Source organism: Bradyrhizobium sp. IC3123, assembly GCF_020193625.1.
GTDB lineage: Bacteria > Pseudomonadota > Alphaproteobacteria > Rhizobiales > Xanthobacteraceae > Bradyrhizobium > Bradyrhizobium yuanmingense.
On record NZ_JADYVF010000007.1, the window covers coordinates 65,728 to 79,145 of the forward strand.

Here is a 13,418-nt window from a genome sequence, read left to right on the forward strand (position 1 = left end):
TCTGCCGGCGTTATCCAGCCGCTCCGACTGCAAGCTCAGAAGTCGGAAGCGATGCCCTTGCGCTCCCAATCGCCGTAGCGGGTGGGCTCAGGCCCCTGCGGCCCCTGCAGCTCCTTCGCCTTGGTCTCGTTCTTGGCCTCATCCTTGGCCTTGGCGGCCGCAGCCTGCCGGCGCGCCTCGGCCTCGGCCAGCGCGCGCTGGGCAGCCGGCGACAGCGGCTTGCGATCGGGAACGGGGTCACTCATCGCCGCGCTTTCTAGCGCAGGACCGCGCACAACGCGATGCCCAATAACGCATTCCTGAAATCGGCTCGGAGCGCTGAAAAACCCGCAAGCGATTCTTACATTTGGCATATTCGCGTGTCAGAGATCGCCTTCTCAAGGCATGCGCCCATCGCGGCGGAACTGCCGCTCGTTCAGAACCTTGCTTCCGCATGCCATCTCAACGTTTCGTCCCTCCGTCCGAAGTGCCCGGCCTTGCGGCGCGACGGATTGCCGCCGACATCGTCGACGGCGTGCTGCACAAGCACCGCACGCTCGACGACCAGCTCGACGGCGGCGGTGCCCATCCCGGACTGAAGACGCTGGCCGACCGCGACCGCGCGCTGATGCGGCGCCTGGTCGCCACCGTGCTGCGCCGGCTCGGCACACTCGGCCATGTGCTGTCCCGCCTGCTCGACAAGGGCGTTCCCTCCGACGCGCCACGCGCGCAGAGCGCACTTTTGATCGGCGCCGCGCAGATCCTTTGGATGGACGTGCCGGATCACGCCGCGGTCGATCTCTCCGTCCGCCTCGTGCAATCCGACCGCCGCGCCGCGCGCTATGCCGGGCTCGTCAACGCCGTGCTGCGCCGCTGTGCGCGCGAGGGCAAGGCGCTGGTCGAGGAGGTCGCGACGCAATCGCTGGATCTGCCGCCATGGCTGCTCGCGCGCTGGAGCGCTCATTATGGCGAGGCGACCGCACGAGACATGGCATCGGCGCTCGGCCACGAGCCCTCGCTCGATCTCACGGTGAAATCGGATCCCGCCCAATGGGCAAGCCGCCTGCATGGTGAGATGCTGCCGACGGGAACGGTGCGGATGCTGCTGCATGGTGCGGTAACCATGCTGCCCGGCTTCGCCGAAGGACAATGGTGGGTACAGGACGCCGCCGCCGCGTTGCCCGCCCGGCTGTTCGGCGATGTCAAAGGCAAGTCCATTGCCGATCTCTGCGCCGCCCCTGGCGGCAAGACCGCGCAGCTGGTGCTCTCGGGCGCGCAGGTCACGGCGATCGACCGCTCGCCGGCACGGGTGGCGCGTTTGCGCGAAAACCTGGCGCGGCTGTCGCTGCAGGCCGAGACCGTCGTCGCTGACGCCGTGGAATGGGCCGGCCCGGCGGAGGCGTTCGACGGTATTCTGATCGATGCTCCCTGCACCTCCACCGGCACGATCCGCCGGCATCCCGACGTCGCATGGCTGCGGCAGGACTCCGACATCGCTACCTTGGCCGCGCTCCAGCAGCGGCTGCTGCGCAAATCGGTGTCGCTGCTCAAGCCGGGCGGGACGCTGGTCTATTGCACCTGTTCGCTGGAACCCGAGGAGGGCGAGCAGGCGGTGGCGGCACTGCTCGCCGCCGAGCCCGCGCTTCGCCGCGCTCCGATCATGGCATCGGAGGTTGCGGGCCTCGACGAAATCCTCAACCGGGACGGCGACCTGCGCACCCTGCCCTGCCATCTGCCGAACGCCGATCCCAGGCTCGGCGGGCTCGACGGATTTTTCGCGGCCCGGCTCGTTAAATCCTGATTTTGCACTGGATTTTGCGACCACGACCCTGATTCGCGCCGTTCAAGGTGGTGTCAGGCGTCCGATTTTGGGATTAATAAGGATTCGTCACTGATCCTCTCCCCCATCAAGGCAAGGCGTGTCGGTCGCTCAACGCAGACGTATCTCGACGCTGGTCATGAACCGCTTCGCGCGGAACATGCTCGCGCGCGCGAGCGGCGGTTCCGTTGTGCTGTCGCGAGTCTGGCCCGGCCGCACCGACCGGCTGATCATCGCGCCGCATGACCTGCGGACCGCGGATGCGACTCGCGCTGCCGAGATCTATGCCGGTCGCTTCGTCTTCGCCGGCAAGATCGTCAATTGCCATGGCCGCTCGATCTTCGACCTCGAGCCGCCGTCGGAGGATTGGGAGGTTGCGCTGCTCGGCTTCGGCTGGCTGCGGCACTTGCGCGCCGCCGATACGGCGCTGACGCGGGCGAATGCGCGCGCGCTGATCGAGGACTGGATCTCGAATCCCGCCAACAAGCGCCGCCCCGTCGCGCGCCGCGCCGACGTACTGGCGAGGCGCGTGATTTCGCTGCTCTCGCAGGCGCCGCTGGTGCTGAGCGAGACCGACAACAAGTTCTACCGCCGTTACTTGCGGGCGCTGGCGCGCGAGATCCGCTTCCTGCGCTACACCATGGTCGACATTCCGGACGGGGTGCCGAAGCTGCAGGTGCTGATCGCGCTGTGCTATGCGTCCCTGTGCCTCGCCAACCAGACGCGTCACATCCGCAGCGCCTCCAAGAAGCTGTCCGACGAATTGCAGCGGCAGATCCTGCCCGATGGCGGCCACATCTCGCGCAATCCGGGCGCGCTGATCGAGCTCCTGATCGACCTCTTGCCGCTGCGGCAGACTTTTGCCGCGCGCAATATCGCGCCGCCGCCGGCCCTGCTCAATGCGATCGACCGCATGATGCCGATGCTGCGCTTCTTCCGGCACGGCGACGGCAATTTCGCCCTGTTCAACGGCATGAGCGCGACCTCGTCCGACCTGCTCGCCACGCTGCTTGCCTATGACGACACCCACGGCGCACCGATGGCGAACATGCCGCATACCGGCTTTCAGCGCCTCGATGCCGGCCAGACCACTGTGATCATCGACACCGGCCCGCCGCCGCCGGCCGGCGTCAGTCACGACGCCCATGCCGGCTGCCTCTCGTTCGAATTGTCGTCCGGCATCAGCCGCATCGTCACCAATTGCGGCATGCCGACCACCGGCCGCGACAATTGGCGGCCGTTCGCGCGCAGCACGGCGGCGCATTCGACGCTGACCTATCACGAGTCGTCGTCATGCCAGTTCGTCGAGATGTCGGCGATGAAGCGGCTCCTGCACGGCGCGCCCGTCACCAGCGGCCCGGTCGAGGTCGAGAGCTATCGCGAGGTCGTGCAGAACGGCACGCTGCTCACGACCTCGCATGACGGCTATCTCGCCAAGTTCGGCGCGATCCACCGCCGCGTGCTGATGATCGCCAATGACGGCGCGCGCATCGACGGCGAGGACGCGCTGTCGCCGCCGCAGGGCGGACGCTTCAAGGGCGCCGATGCCGATTTCGCGCTGCGCTTCCATCTGCATCCCGCAGTGAAGGCAAGCCGGCTGTCGGATGCGCGCGGCGTCATGCTGGTGCTGCCGAACCGCGACGTCTGGACCTTCGAGGCATTGGACGACAAGGTCGATCTCGAGGACAGCGTATTCCTGGCCGGCAATGACGGCCCGCGCCGCACCGCCCAGATCGTGATCCGTCAGAACGCCCGCCAGGCCCCCTCGATCCGCTGGAGCTTTGTCCGCTCCACCGCCTCGCCCGCAGTGACCAATGCCCGCCGCAACGCCCGGCGCGAGCCGGAACTTCCGTTGTAAACAGGCGCGATCGGCCCCATCTTCCCGTTGAGAGCGACGCCAAAAGCTGCTATCGAGCGCTCGCTCGCGCGACTGGCGACCTTGGATGGAGCACCATCGGGAAGCGCGGGACATATAAGCCGCGCGCCTGGGCATAGACACTCCCTGAACAGAGGATCTTGCTCATGACTGACCATCCCCGCCGCGTCACCCGCGCCCTTCTCTCCGTCTCCGACAAGACCGGCCTGATCGAGTTCGCCAAGGCGCTCGCCGCGCGCGATGTCGAGCTGGTCTCGACCGGCGGCACCGCGAAAGCGATCGCAGCGGCCGGCCTTAAGGTGAAGGACGTCTCCGACCTCACCGGCTTCCCCGAGATGATGGACGGCCGCGTCAAGACGCTGCATCCGAAGGTGCATGGCGGCTTGCTCGCGATCCGCGACAACAAGGACCATGCCGAGGCGATGAAAGCGCACGGCATCGCGCCGATCGACCTGCTCGTCGTCAATCTCTATCCGTTCGAAGCCACCGTCGACAAAGACGCGGGCTTCGAGGATTGCATCGAGAACATCGACATCGGCGGTCCCGCGATGATCCGCGCCGCCGCCAAGAATCACGACGACGTCGCCGTCGTGGTCGAGGCGCAGGACTATCAGGCCGTGCTCGACGAGCTCGCCGCCAACAAGGGCGCGACCACGCTGAAGCTTCGGCGGCGGCTTGCCGCGAAGGCCTATGCCCGCACTGCGGCCTATGACGCCGCGATCTCGAACTGGTTCAACCGTCAGCTCGAGATCGACGCGCCCGACTTCCGCGCTTTCGGCGGCAGGCTGATCCAGTCGCTGCGCTATGGCGAGAACCCGCACCAGACCGCCGCCTTCTACGCGACGCCGGACAAGCGCCCCGGCGTCTCCACCGCGCGGCAGCTCCAGGGCAAGGAGCTCTCCTACAACAACATCAACGACACCGATGCCGCCTATGAATGCATCGGCGAGTTCGACGCCAAGCGCACCGCGGCCTGCGTCATCGTCAAGCATGCCAATCCCTGTGGCGTCTCCGAAGGTCCGAACCTCGTCGAGGCCTATCGCAGGGCGCTGGCCTGCGATTCCACCTCGGCCTTCGGCGGCATCATCGCGATGAACCGCGCCCTCGATGCCGATACCGCGCGCGAGATTACCAAGATCTTCACTGAGGTCATCATCGCGCCCGACGCCAGCGAAGAGGCGATCGCCATCATCGGCGGCAAGAAGAACCTGCGCCTGCTGCTCGCCGGCAGCCTGCCCGATCCGCGTGCGCCGGGCCTGACCGCCAAGACGGTGGCCGGCGGCCTGCTGGTGCAAAGCCGCGACAACGCCGTTGTCGACGACATGACGTTCAAGGTCGTCACCAAGCGCGCGCCGACGGATGCGGAGATGCGTGATCTGAAGTTTGCGTTCCGGGTGGCAAAACACGTCAAGTCCAACACCATCATCTACGCCAAGGATCTCGCCACCGTCGGTATCGGCGCGGGTCAGATGAGCCGGGTGGATTCAGCGCGGATCGCCGCACGCAAGGCGCAGGATGCGGCGGCCGAGCTGAAGCTCGCCGAACCGCTCACCAAGGGTTCGGTGGTGGCCTCGGATGCGTTCTTCCCGTTCGCCGACGGCATGCTTGCCTGCATCGAAGCCGGCGCCACCGCCGTGGTGCAGCCCGGCGGCTCCATGCGCGACGACGAGGTGATCAAGGCCGCCGACGAGCACGGCATCGCCATGGTGTTCACGGGAACGCGGCACTTCAGGCATTGAGTTGCTGTCATTCCGGGGCGCGCGAAGCGCGAACCCGGAATCCATTGTGCAGGGTCCCATGCGGAGAAATGGATTCCGGGCTCGCGCCAAGTGGCACGCCCCGGAATGACGATGGGGATGCTAATCCCGCACCCGCATCAACAGCCCCAATCCCGCAACGAAGAACACCACCAGCACGGCCATGCCGGCCTTCTGGCTGGCGGTCAGCGCGGTGACCAGGCCGATCAGGAGCGGGCCGATGAAGGACGTCACCTTTCCCGTCAGCGCAAACAGGCCGAAATATTGCGCGATGCGATCCTTCGGCGCGAGATGGATCAGCAGCGTGCGGGAAGCGGCCTGGAGCGGGCCGCCGGCTGCACCGATCAGGCAGCCCAGCACGAGATAGGCGCGCTCGGCCGTACTCGAGAACAGGGCAGCGCCCGCTTGCGGCGGCGCGGTCTTGACGAACAGGACGCTGTCCTTGTCGACGAGGAGAATCGCGGCCACCGACAGCAGCAGGACCAGCAGGCTGCCGGCGATGACGCGCTTCGGCCCGAGACGATCATCCAGCTTGCCGCCGAACCAGGCGCCGAGCGCGCCGGCGATCGCGAGCATGATGCCGAACGTCCCGATCTGGATGGTGTGCCAGCCGAAGGTGCCCGCGGCATAGATGCCGCCGAAGGCGAACAGCGACACCAGACCATCGGTGTAGATCATGTTGGCGAGCAGGAATGCCGCGAGCGATTTCTGCCTCGGCAGACTCTTGATCGACTGCTTCAGCTCCGACAGGCCTTCGCGCAACGCCTCGCCCAGCGGGCGCTTCGCCGGATAATCCGGCGTGAACAGGAACATCGGCGTCACGAAGATGATGAACCACAGCGCAGTCAGCGGCCCCGCGGCACGATCGCCCTGACGTGTGAGGGGATCGAGGCCGAAGAGCGGCGTGACGCCGAGCAGCGTGCGGCCGGTCTCGGGATTGGCGGCGAGCAGGCCGAGCACGATGATCAGGCTGACGATGCCGCCAATGTAGCCCGTGGCCCAGCCGGTGCCGGAGAGACGACCGATCCGCGCCGGCGGCACCAGCGTCGGCATCATCGCGTTGTTGAAGAGCGTGGCAAATTCCGCACCGACGCTGGCGAGCGCAACTGCGGTGAGCACCAGCGGAATGACGGCATGATCGCCGGGCTTGCCGATCCAGAGCGTGCAGGACGCCAGCACCAGCACCGTACCGAAACCTGCGATCCACGGTTTCCTGCGGCCCGAAGCGTCGGCGATGGCGCCGAGCACCGGCGACAACAGCGCGATCGCAAGGCCCGCGGCCGCCATCGCAAAGCCCCACAAGGATTGACCGGCGGCGGGATTTGGCGCAATGGCCGTCGCGAAATAGGGCGCGAACACGAAGGTCGTGATCAGCGTGAAATATGGCTGCGCGGCCCAATCGAAGAAGATCCAACTCACGACGGCGGCGCGCGGCGGATAGGTCCGCGCCACGCCGGCCATGCGCGCATCCGGAGCGATTGTCGTCATCACGCAGCACCCATCACGAACAGTTTTGCCTCTCTTAGAGCAAACGGTATAGCATTACAGTGACGGGTGTGAACCGGTGCAACGCCACGGCGGGAATTTGATGATGTCGTCACATTCGACACGGCGGAGATTTTTAGCCGCCATTGCCGTCCTGGTGCTCGGTCTCGCCCCTGCGACCGCTCAGGATGCACGGCAGGGCTATGTTCCGCCCGCACGCGAGGCAGTGCGCGCCGTCGCCGCCGAGCACGGCATGGTGGTGGCGCAGGAGAAGATCTCCGCGCAGATCGGCGCCGACATCCTGCGGCGCGGCGGCAATGCCATCGACGCTGCGGTCGCGACCGGCTTCGCGATGGCCGTGACCTATCCGCGTGCCGGCAATATCGGCGGCGGCGGCTTCATGGTGATCCATTCCGCCGATCGCAATGAAGACATCACGATCGACTATCGCGAAACCGCGCCGGCCGCCACCACGCCGCAGATCTTCCTCGGCGTCGACGGCAAGCCCGACGCGACGAAGTCACGGGATTCCGCGCTCGGCATCGGCGTGCCCGGCACCGTCGCCGGCCTTGCGCTCGCGCTCGAGAAATACGGCTCGGGTCAGTTCACGCTGGCGCAACTGCTCGCGCCCGCGATCGGACTCGCACGTGATGGCTTCATCGTCAGCGACGACATGGCCGATACGTTGCCGGGCTGGCACCGGCGGCTGGCACGCTGGCCTTCTTCGGCCAGGATCTTCTCGCGTCCGGACGGCACGCCACTGGGCGAAGGCGATCGGCTGGTGCAGGGCGATCTCGCCGAAACGCTGGCGGCCGTCGCTGCACAGGGGCCGCGGGGATTCTACGAGGGGCCGGTCGCCGAGAAACTCGCCAAGGCCGTGACCGATGCCGGCGGCATCATGACGCCGGCCGACCTCAAGGCCTATCAGCCGGTCATCCGCACGCCGGTGCGTGGCAGCTACCGCGGCTATGACATCGTGTCGATGCCGCTACCCTCATCCGGCGGCGTCGTGCTGATGGAGACGCTCAACATCCTCGAGGGCTTCCCTCTGGCCGATCTGAAGCAGGGATCAGCGGCGTCGCTGCATCTCTTGATCGAAGCCATGAAGCGCGCTTATGCCGACCGCGCCCGCTATCTCGGTGATCCCGCCTTCGTCAACGCGCCGATCGAGACCCTCATTGCGAAGGACTATGCCGCGAAGCTGCGCGCAAACATTTCCCTCGAACGCGCCACACCGTCAAAAGAGCTCGTGACCTCTCCTGCGGCGCCACGTGAGGGCAGCAACACCACGCATTTTTCCGTCGTCGACGCCCGCGGCAATGCCGTCAGCAACACCTACACGCTGAACTTCAGCTACGGCGTCGGCCTCGTCGCCGACGGCACCGGCGTGCTGCTCAACAACGAGCTCGACGATTTCACCGCGGCAATCGGCGCCTCCAACGCCTATGGCCTGGTCGGCTTCGAAGCGAATCTTCCCGGTCCCGGTAAGCGGCCGCTGTCGTCGATGTCGCCGACCATCGTGCTGAGGGACGGCAAGCCGGTGCTGGTGACGGGCTCGCCCGGCGGCAGCCGCATCATCTCGACCGTGCTGCAGGTGATCGTGAATGTGCTCGACTACAAGATGGATGTTGCGGCCGCGGTCGCAGCGCCGCGGCTGCACCACCAATGGCTGCCGGATGAAGTGCGCGTCGAGCGCGGCTTTCCCGAGGGCGTGCTGCTCGAGCTGAAGGCGAGGGGGCACCTCGTCCTCGAGCCGATGGGGCAGACATCTGCCAACTCGATTCTGGTGACGCCGAACGGAACGCTGGGCGCAGCCGATCCGCGCACGCGCGGCGCGGAGGCGGCGGGGCAGTAACCTGCTCCCGGAATGACGGAGTAAGGGAGCTTACCGCCCGACCTGATACGGCCCGCCCTTCTCCAGCGCGCGCGCATAGGCAGGCCGGGCGTGGATGCGCTCCAGGAACGCCATCGCCTTGGGATGGCCCTGCTCGAGGCCGCCGCGAGCTTGGGCGGCTTCGAGCGGAAAGCTCATCTGGATGTCAGCCGCGGTGAACTCGCTGCCGGCGAACCATTCGCTCTTGCCGAGCTCGCCTTCCCAATAGTCCATGTGTTGCTTGAGCTGCGGATTGACCAGCGCGGTCAGCGCCTGGTTGCAGACCTTGCGCACCAGCGGGCGCAGCAGGGCCGGCGCACGCTTCGGCATCAGCGTGAACAGCAGCTTGAGCAGCAGCGGCTGCATCGCGGATCCTTCCGCATAGTGCAGCCAATAGGTGTAGCGCAGCCGCTCCGGCGTGTTCGGCGGCGGGATCAGCCGCCCGTTGCCGTAGGTGGCGATGAGATATTCGATGATCGCGCCTGATTCGGCGATGGTGTTGCCGTTGTCGGTGATGACGGGCGATTTGCCGAGCGGATGGATGGCGCGCAGCTCCTTCGGCGCGCGCATGTCCGGCTGACGCTGATAGCGCACGATCTCGTAGGGAACGCCCAGCTCCTCGAGCAGCCACAGCACGCGCTGCGAGCGGGAATTGTTGAGGTGGTGAACGGTCAGCATCGCGGGGTCCTCAAGGCTTGGTCTTGGTCATCGGCCGCGCCGTTGGTGCCAGCCCGGGAACACATTGTCGAGCCGTCGCTGCTGATATTTTTATCCGGGTATATTGACGCGAGTAATTTACCCGGGTATTAAGAAACCCAGCATCGTCAAAATGGCAATGATTCCAATGCAGAAATTTTTCACCGCTTTCCAGGGACAACGCCGCCTGGTGTCCGGGCCGGCTGGAGAGGTCGCGCTGGTCGTCAAGCGGGTGGCGTCACAGCCGGACGAGCCAATCATCATCTTCGAGGACGCCACGGGCCGATCGATCGACTTCGATCTGCGTGGTGGAGATCGCGAGGTGTTGGCGCGCTTGGCGAAGCTTGTCCCGCCGTCGGCTGAGGCGACCGAAGCACCCGCAGAGCCGCGCGGTCGCGGCCGGCCGAAGCTCGGCGTGGTCGCGCGCGAGGTGACCTTGCTGCCGCGGCACTGGGAGTGGCTCAACGCACAGGCCGGCGGCGCTTCGGTCGCGCTGCGCAAGCTCGTCGACGAAGCCAGGCGCGCCAGCGGCGACAAGGACCGCGAGCGGCAGGCGCGCGATGCGGCCTACCACTTCATGTCGACCATGGCCGGCGATCTGCCGCAGTTCGAGGAAGCCTCGCGCGCCCTGTTCGCGGATGACCGGCGACGCTTCACCGGCCTGATCGCCGACTGGCCGACCGACATCCGCGACCACATCGTCAAGCTCGCCTACAGCGACCGCGCTTAAACCGCGCGCCGCTTCTCACGCCCCATCGACGGCCGAGCCGCGCATTGCGCGGCAACGGCTTCGCACGCCCTGATGAAAGGCCAATGCCATGTCTGCCGCAAAGCCGCTCTGGACCACATTCCTCCGCTTTCTCGCACCCCTGATGCTGAGCAACGCGCTGCAATCGCTGTTCGGCACCGTCAGCAACGTCTATCTCGGCCAGATGGTCGGCGTCGGCGCGCTCGCCGCGGTCTCGGCGTTCTTCCCGGTGATGTTCTTCCTGTTCGCCTTCGTCATGGGCCTCAGCACCGGCGCCACCGTGCTGATCGGCCAGGCCTTCGGCGCCGGCGAGCATGGCCGGATCAAGATCATCGTCGGCACGACACTCGCCGTCGGCCTGCTGCTCTCGATAGCGATTGCACTCGTTGGCGGGATCTTCAGCCGGCCCCTGATGGTGATGCTCGCCACGCCCGCGGACATTCTCGATGAAGCCAGCGCCTATGCGCGCATCATGCTGTTGACGATGCCGCTCGGCTTCATCTTCCTGCTGATGACGGCGATGATCCGCGGCGTCGGCGATGGAGTGACGCCGCTGCTGGCGCTGGCCTTGTCGACGGCGATCGGCCTGATCCTGACGCCGATGCTGATCCGCGGCACGTTCGGATTGCCGGCCGTCGGCATCACCAGTGCTGCCTGGGCGGCTGCGATCTCGAACACGCTGACGCTGATCGTGCTGGCTGCCTATCTGCTGCGGAGAAAGCACGCGCTCGCGCCGGATGCGACGCTGCTGCGTCACCTCCGACTAAACGGCGCCGTGCTCGGCAAAGTCCTCGGGATCGGCCTGCCGAGCGCGATCGGCATGGTGGTGATGGCGATCGCTGAGCTTGTGCTGCTCGGCCTCGTCAACGGCTTCGGCTCGAATGCCACCGCGGCCTATGGCGCCGTCAACCAGGTGATGGGCTACACCCAGTTCACGGCGATGTCGATTTCGATCGCGGTCTCGATCCTCGGCGCCCAGGCCGTCGGCGGCGGCGACCGGGCCCAGCTTGACGGCATCGTGCGGATGGGCCTTGCGTTCAATATCGTCCTGACCGGCGGGTTGGTGGCGCTGATCTACCTCGCGCCACGCGCGGTGCTCGGTATCTTCATCACCGAGGGCGCCGTGCTGGATCTGGCGAAGGGATTGCTCAACATCGCCTTGTGGAGCTCGGTGCCGTTCGGGCTCGCCACGGTGTTCTCGGGCGCAATGCGCGGCGCCGGCGTCGCGTTGACGCCGATGCTGCTGTCGATCTTCGCGATCGCCGCAATCGAGCTGCCGGCTGCAATCATCCTCAGCCACACGGTCGGCCTGACCGGCGTGTGGGCCGCCTATCCCATCGTGTTCTGCGCCATGTTGATTCTGCAGATGGGCTATTACCATCTGGTGTGGCGCAAGCGGGCGATGCAGCGCCTGATCTGACGGTCAAAGTATTATGACCGTCATTAAACGATAGACCTGTGGCGCGGCCTGCGCCACAATGAGAAAAAGCCGCTCAGAAAGCCAGGCCAGGGAGAATGATTTTGACCCGCACCGCCCCGCAATTCCTGTTCGATTTCGGTAGCCCCAACGCCTATCTCAGCCATCTGGCGATTCCCGCCATCGAACAGCGGATCGGCGTCAAGTTCGAATATGTGCCGATCCTGCTCGGCGGCATCTTCAAGTCGACCAACAACAAGTCGCCGGCCGAGACGCTCGCCGGCATCAAGAACAAGCGGGAGTTCCAGCAGGTCGAGACCGAGCGCTTCATCAAACGCTTCCATGTCCAGCCCTATGTCTGGAATCCGCACTTTCCCGTCAACACGCTGAACCTGATGCGCGCAGCGATCGCAGCGCAGCTCGAGGGCGTGTTCGAGACATATGTCGAGGCCACCTTCCACCACATGTGGCGCGAGCCGAAGAAGATGGACGATCCCGAGATCGCGGCGAAGGCGCTGGCGTCGTCTGGTCTCGATGCGCAAAAGCTGTTCGCCCGCGCCGGGGAACCCGAGGTGAAGGCCAAGCTGATCAAGAACACCGAGGAGGCGGTCGCCCGCGGCGCCTTCGGCTCGCCGACCTTCTTCGTCGGCAATGAAATGTTCTTCGGCAAGGAGCAGTTGCGCGAGGTCGAGGAAATGGTGTCGGGAAAGTGAAGCGCGCGAATGGCGAGTAGCGAATAGCGAGTGGAAATCGCACCCACTATTCGCTACTCCCTATTCGCCATTCGCCAATAGTAACAGCGGAGTCTCTCATGCGCATCCTCGTGGTCGGCGCCGGCGCCATCGGCGGCTATTTCGGTGGCAGGCTGTTGCAGGCCGGCCGCGACGTCACCTTCCTGGTTAGGCCTCGCCGCGCCGACGAGCTCGCGAGCGCCGGCCTCGTCATCAAGAGCCCGAACGGCGATGTGACCTTGAAGAACCCGCCGACGGTTCAGGCCGACGCAATCAAGGACACGTTCGACGTCGTGCTGCTCAGCTGCAAGGCATTCGACCTCGACGATGCCATCAAGTCGTTCGTCCCCGCGGTGGGGCCGAACACCGCAATCATCCCGATGCTCAACGGCATGAAGCATCTCGACACGCTGGACACGAAGTTCGGCAAGGAGCGCGTACTCGGCGGCCTCTGCGCCATTGCGGCCACGCTGAACGAGAAGCGCGAGGTGGTGCAGCTCCAGCCGATGCAGTCGCTCAGCTACGGCGAGCGCGACGGCGGGATGTCGGACCGGGTGAAGGCGATCGACGAGGCCTTCAAGAGCGGCATCAATGGCGCCAGCGCCAGCCAGAACATCATGCAGGACATGTGGGAGAAGTGGGTGTTCCTGTCCTCGCTCGCAGCAAGCACCAGCCTGATGCGGACGTCCGTCGGCAATATCCTCGCCGCGCCCGGCGGCCGGGAGTTCCTGCTCGGCATGCTGGATGAGACCAGCGCGGTTGCCACGGCGTCCGGCTATCCGCCGGGCGGCCCGTTCTTCGATCGCGTCAAAGGCAATCTCACCACCGAGGGCTCGCCGCTGACGGCGTCGATGTTCCGCGACATCAAGGCCGGCCTGCCTGTCGAGGCCGATCACGTCATTGGCGATCTCATCGCGCGCGCCGACTCCGCCAAGGTGCCGGTGCCGAAGCTGCGCATCGCCTATACGCATCTGAAGGCGTATGAGAGGCAGCGGGCGGGGTAGGGCGTAACCACACATTCGGTGTCGTCCCGGGGC

11 protein-coding genes and 1 riboswitch are annotated in these 13,418 nt (G+C 66.0%); of the genes, 8 read left to right on the forward strand and 3 right to left on the reverse strand.

Annotation, left to right across the window (positions count from 1 at the left end; genetic code table 11):
* Positions 1–35 precede the first annotated feature (35 nt).
* A complete protein-coding gene (locus tag I6F20_RS22930) occupies positions 36–245 on the reverse strand; it encodes a DUF1674 domain-containing protein (RefSeq protein WP_225127933.1) in 210 nt (69 codons plus the stop codon).
* 188 nt (positions 246–433) lie between these two features.
* On the opposite strand from I6F20_RS22930, the gene I6F20_RS22935 reads away from it, so the two are divergent.
* The 3 genes from I6F20_RS22935 (at position 434) to purH (ending at position 5,413) form a co-directional block, all read left to right on the forward strand.
* Complete coding sequence (locus I6F20_RS22935; protein ID WP_036024242.1) at positions 434–1,780, forward strand: RsmB/NOP family class I SAM-dependent RNA methyltransferase; 1,347 nt, start codon at positions 434–436, stop codon at positions 1,778–1,780.
* Between the two features lie 157 nt (positions 1,781–1,937).
* A complete protein-coding gene (locus tag I6F20_RS22940; protein ID WP_036002964.1) occupies positions 1,938–3,656 on the forward strand; it encodes a heparinase II/III family protein in 1,719 nt (572 codons plus the stop codon).
* Between the two features lie 58 nt (positions 3,657–3,714).
* Positions 3,715–3,796, forward strand: a riboswitch (ZMP/ZTP riboswitch).
* 24 nt (positions 3,797–3,820) lie between these two features.
* On the forward strand, positions 3,821–5,413 hold the full coding sequence (purH, locus tag I6F20_RS22945; RefSeq protein ID WP_225127934.1) for a bifunctional phosphoribosylaminoimidazolecarboxamide formyltransferase/IMP cyclohydrolase: 1,593 nt from the start codon (positions 3,821–3,823) through the stop codon (positions 5,411–5,413).
* 120 nt (positions 5,414–5,533) lie between these two features.
* Here the strand turns inward: purH and I6F20_RS22950 are convergent, their stop codons facing one another.
* Positions 5,534–6,919 (reverse strand): MFS transporter, encoded by a 1,386-nt coding sequence (locus I6F20_RS22950; RefSeq protein ID WP_225127935.1) that lies wholly within the window; start codon positions 6,917–6,919, stop codon positions 5,534–5,536.
* Between the two features lie 100 nt (positions 6,920–7,019).
* Between I6F20_RS22950 and ggt the strand changes: the two genes are divergently transcribed.
* The gene (gene ggt, locus I6F20_RS22955; RefSeq protein WP_225127936.1) at positions 7,020–8,771 is read left to right on the forward strand and encodes a gamma-glutamyltransferase; all 1,752 of its coding nucleotides are present in this window, start codon (positions 7,020–7,022) and stop codon (positions 8,769–8,771) included.
* Positions 8,772–8,801: 30 nt separating this feature from the next.
* Here ggt and I6F20_RS22960 read toward each other — a convergent pair whose 3' ends face one another.
* Positions 8,802–9,467 (reverse strand): glutathione S-transferase family protein, encoded by a 666-nt coding sequence (locus tag I6F20_RS22960; protein WP_036038860.1) that lies wholly within the window; start codon positions 9,465–9,467, stop codon positions 8,802–8,804.
* Positions 9,468–9,618: 151 nt separating this feature from the next.
* Between I6F20_RS22960 and I6F20_RS22965 the strand changes: the two genes are divergently transcribed.
* The 4 genes from I6F20_RS22965 (at position 9,619) to panE (ending at position 13,385) form a co-directional block, all read left to right on the forward strand.
* Complete coding sequence (locus tag I6F20_RS22965; RefSeq protein WP_109141984.1) at positions 9,619–10,215, forward strand: DUF2239 family protein; 597 nt, start codon at positions 9,619–9,621, stop codon at positions 10,213–10,215.
* A gap of 88 nt (positions 10,216–10,303) precedes the next feature.
* Positions 10,304–11,653 carry an MATE family efflux transporter gene (locus I6F20_RS22970; RefSeq protein ID WP_225127938.1) on the forward strand — a complete coding sequence of 450 codons (1,350 nt, stop codon included), beginning with the start codon at positions 10,304–10,306 and terminating at the stop codon, positions 11,651–11,653.
* A gap of 101 nt (positions 11,654–11,754) precedes the next feature.
* Positions 11,755–12,363 carry a 2-hydroxychromene-2-carboxylate isomerase gene (locus I6F20_RS22975; protein ID WP_193374950.1) on the forward strand — a complete coding sequence of 203 codons (609 nt, stop codon included), beginning with the start codon at positions 11,755–11,757 and terminating at the stop codon, positions 12,361–12,363.
* A gap of 98 nt (positions 12,364–12,461) precedes the next feature.
* On the forward strand, positions 12,462–13,385 hold the full coding sequence (gene panE, locus I6F20_RS22980) for a 2-dehydropantoate 2-reductase (protein ID WP_225127941.1): 924 nt from the start codon (positions 12,462–12,464) through the stop codon (positions 13,383–13,385).
* The last annotated feature ends 33 nt before the right edge of the window (positions 13,386–13,418 follow it).

Coding starts and splice junctions, on each gene's coding strand:
- I6F20_RS22950 (WP_225127935.1), bottom strand. CDS start 6,919: ATGACGACAATCGCTCCGGATGCGCGCATGGCCGGCGTGGCGCGGACC.
- I6F20_RS22965 (WP_109141984.1), top strand. CDS start 9,619: ATGGCAATGATTCCAATGCAGAAATTTTTCACCGCTTTCCAGGGACAA.
- I6F20_RS22960 (WP_036038860.1), bottom strand. CDS start 9,467: ATGCTGACCGTTCACCACCTCAACAATTCCCGCTCGCAGCGCGTGCTG.
- purH (WP_225127934.1), top strand. CDS start 3,821: ATGACTGACCATCCCCGCCGCGTCACCCGCGCCCTTCTCTCCGTCTCC.
- I6F20_RS22970 (WP_225127938.1), top strand. CDS start 10,304: ATGTCTGCCGCAAAGCCGCTCTGGACCACATTCCTCCGCTTTCTCGCA.
- I6F20_RS22940 (WP_036002964.1), top strand. CDS start 1,938: ATGAACCGCTTCGCGCGGAACATGCTCGCGCGCGCGAGCGGCGGTTCC.
- I6F20_RS22930 (WP_225127933.1), bottom strand. CDS start 245: ATGAGTGACCCCGTTCCCGATCGCAAGCCGCTGTCGCCGGCTGCCCAG.
- I6F20_RS22935 (WP_036024242.1), top strand. CDS start 434: ATGCCATCTCAACGTTTCGTCCCTCCGTCCGAAGTGCCCGGCCTTGCG.
- panE (WP_225127941.1), top strand. CDS start 12,462: ATGCGCATCCTCGTGGTCGGCGCCGGCGCCATCGGCGGCTATTTCGGT.
- ggt (WP_225127936.1), top strand. CDS start 7,020: ATGATGTCGTCACATTCGACACGGCGGAGATTTTTAGCCGCCATTGCC.